Raw genomic sequence first — 2,297 nt, 5'->3', positions numbered from 1 at the left:
CCCGCCCTACCCGTTCGCGCCATTCCACCAGGCGCGGGCAGCGGCGGCACGTGATCAGCTCAGCGTGCAACTGGTCCAGGCTCATGCCTTCTCAGCCTGCGACCAAGCCGGTTTTTAGGCAAGCCTCAGCCCATCGCGGCGATGAACACGCTCGCGACGATGAATGCGGTCCCCAAACCCAAGGTCAGTCGGCGTCCCACAACGATCCAGCGGTTGTCGCTCCAGGTCTCCATCGCGCTTACCTCTGGGCCATAGCATGTCCAGGGCGCTTGAGGCCAATCAGAGCCGTAGCTGAGGCCCCGCTGAGTTAAGGGAGCCTAGTGCCCATGCTCATGAGGAAAACCGGGGTCGTCTTCCGGATCGGCCGGCGCGGCGGTGGGGGCGTGCTCGAGCCGCCGGACCTGGGGAATGGGCGAGGCGGTGCTTCGCCCCACGGAGGGGTGCGGCTCGGGCCGGCCCGCTAGGGCGACCGCGGGGCAGTTTACGGGCGCGTCATTCGCGACGAGGGCGAACTCGAGGCCCTGAGCCGCCGCGTCGAGCACAACCCCCTAGGCTGGGGCACGGTCAGAGGGGGATGTTGCCGTGCTTCTTGTAAGGCCGCTCCTCCCGCTTGGTGGCGAGCATCTCGAGGTGCAGCGCCAGCAGGCGGCGGGTGTCGGCGGGGTTGATCACGTCGTCGATGTAGCCGCGGCCGGCGGCGACGTAGGGGTTGTCGAAGGCCTTCTTGTACTCCGCGATCTTGGCGGCGCGGGTGGCGGCGGGGTCGGAGGAGGACTGGATCTGCTTGCGGTAGATGATGTTGGCCGCGCCCTCGGCGCCCATCACGGCGACCGCGCCCGTGGGCCAGGCCAGCACCACGTCGGCGCCCATGTCCTTGGAGTTCATCGCCAGGTAGGCCCCGCCGTAGGACTTGCGGGTGATGAGCGTGATCTTGGGGACCGTGGCCTCGGCGTAGGCGTAGAGCATCTTGGCGCCGTGGCGGATGATGCCCTGGTGCTCCTGGCCCACGCCCGGCAGGAAGCCGGTGACGTCCACGAGGGTGAGGATGGGCACGTTGAAGCAGTCGCAGGTGCGGATGAAGCGGGCGGCCTTGTCGGAGGCGTTGATGTCGAGGGCGCCGGCCATGAAGCGCGGGTTGTTGGCGACGATGCCCACGCTCTGCCCGCCCAGCCGCCCGAAGCCCGTGATCATGTTCTTGGCGTAGGCGGGCTGGATCTCGAGGAATTCCCCGCCGTCGAGCAGGGTCTTGATGACCTCGTGCATGTTGTAGGGCTTCTTGGGGTCGGGGTTGACGAGCTCGAGCAGCTCCGGCGTCGGCCGCTCGACGGGGTCGCCGTTGGGCATCACGGGGGGCCGCTCCTTGGCGTTTTGGGGCAGGTAGGAGAGCAGTTGCTTGATGAGGTCGAGCACGCCCTCGTCGCCCTCGGCCTCGAGGTGGGCCACGCCGCTCTTGGCGGTGTGGATCTCGGAGCCGCCGAGCTGTTCGAAGGTGACCTCCTCGCGGGTCACGCTCTTGATCACCTCGGGCCCGGTGATGAACATGTAGCTCGTGCCCTTGCCCATGAGGATGAAGTCGGTCATGGCCGGGCTGTAGACCGCCCCGCCCGCGCAGGGCCCTAAGATGGCCGAGATCTGCGGCACCACCCCGGAGTAGACGGCGTTGCGGTAGAACACCTCCCCGTAGCCCGACAGCGAGTCCACGCCCTCCTGGATGCGGGCCCCGGCCGAGTCGTTGAGCCCGATGATGGGGGCGCCCACCTTCGCCGCCATGTCCATGGCGCGGGCGATCTTCTGCCCGTGGGTCTTGCCCAGCGAGCCGCCCAGCACGGTGAAGTCCTGGCTGAAGACGAAGACGGTGCGGCCGCCCACCTTGCCGTAGCCGGTGATCACGCCGTCGGCGGGGGCGTCGATGCCCTGCATGAGGGGGGTCTCGAGGTGCTCGGCGAAGGGCATGAGCTCGACGAAGCTCCCCTCGTCGAGTAGGTAGTCGATGCGCTCACGGGCGGTCATCTTGCCGCCCTCGTGCTGCTTCTTGATGCGTTCGGGGCCGCCGCCCAGCTCCACCGCCTTGCGGCGCTCTTCCATCTCGGCCAGGAGTTCCTCCATCAGAGCTCTGGTGGTGTCAGCCATAGTGAGGGCATCATACCCAAAGCCGCCTCGGCGCTTTGCCCCGCCCGGATGCAAGCGGGGCGCTTTTGGTGTTCAATGGGTCCGATGCCCCGCAAGCCCGCGCCCCGCTTGCATCCGGGCGGGGCAAAGCGCCGAGGCGGCTTTGGGTATGATGCCCTCACTATGGC

Annotated in this window: 1 protein-coding gene; it reads right to left on the bottom strand. The window is 67.9% G+C overall.

Annotated elements, in window-relative coordinates; all coding sequences use genetic code 11:
• Nucleotides 1-564: 564 nt before the first annotated feature.
• Nucleotides 565-2,130 (bottom strand): acyl-CoA carboxylase subunit beta, encoded by a 1,566-nt coding sequence (locus tag Mterra_RS20675; RefSeq protein WP_119316801.1) that lies wholly within the window; start codon nucleotides 2,128-2,130, stop codon nucleotides 565-567.
• Nucleotides 2,131-2,297: the final 167 nt, after the last annotated feature.

Origin of the sequence: Calidithermus terrae (assembly GCF_003574345.1) — a bacterium.
Lineage (GTDB): Bacteria > Deinococcota > Deinococci > Deinococcales > Thermaceae > Calidithermus > Calidithermus chliarophilus.
This window is presented reverse-complemented; position numbering and strand designations above follow the sequence as displayed.

Bases quoted from the DNA above. Each gene is read 5' to 3' on its own strand.
- Mterra_RS20675 (WP_119316801.1), bottom strand. From the start codon at position 2,130: ATGGCTGACACCACCAGAGCTCTGATGGAGGAACTCCTGGCCGAGATG.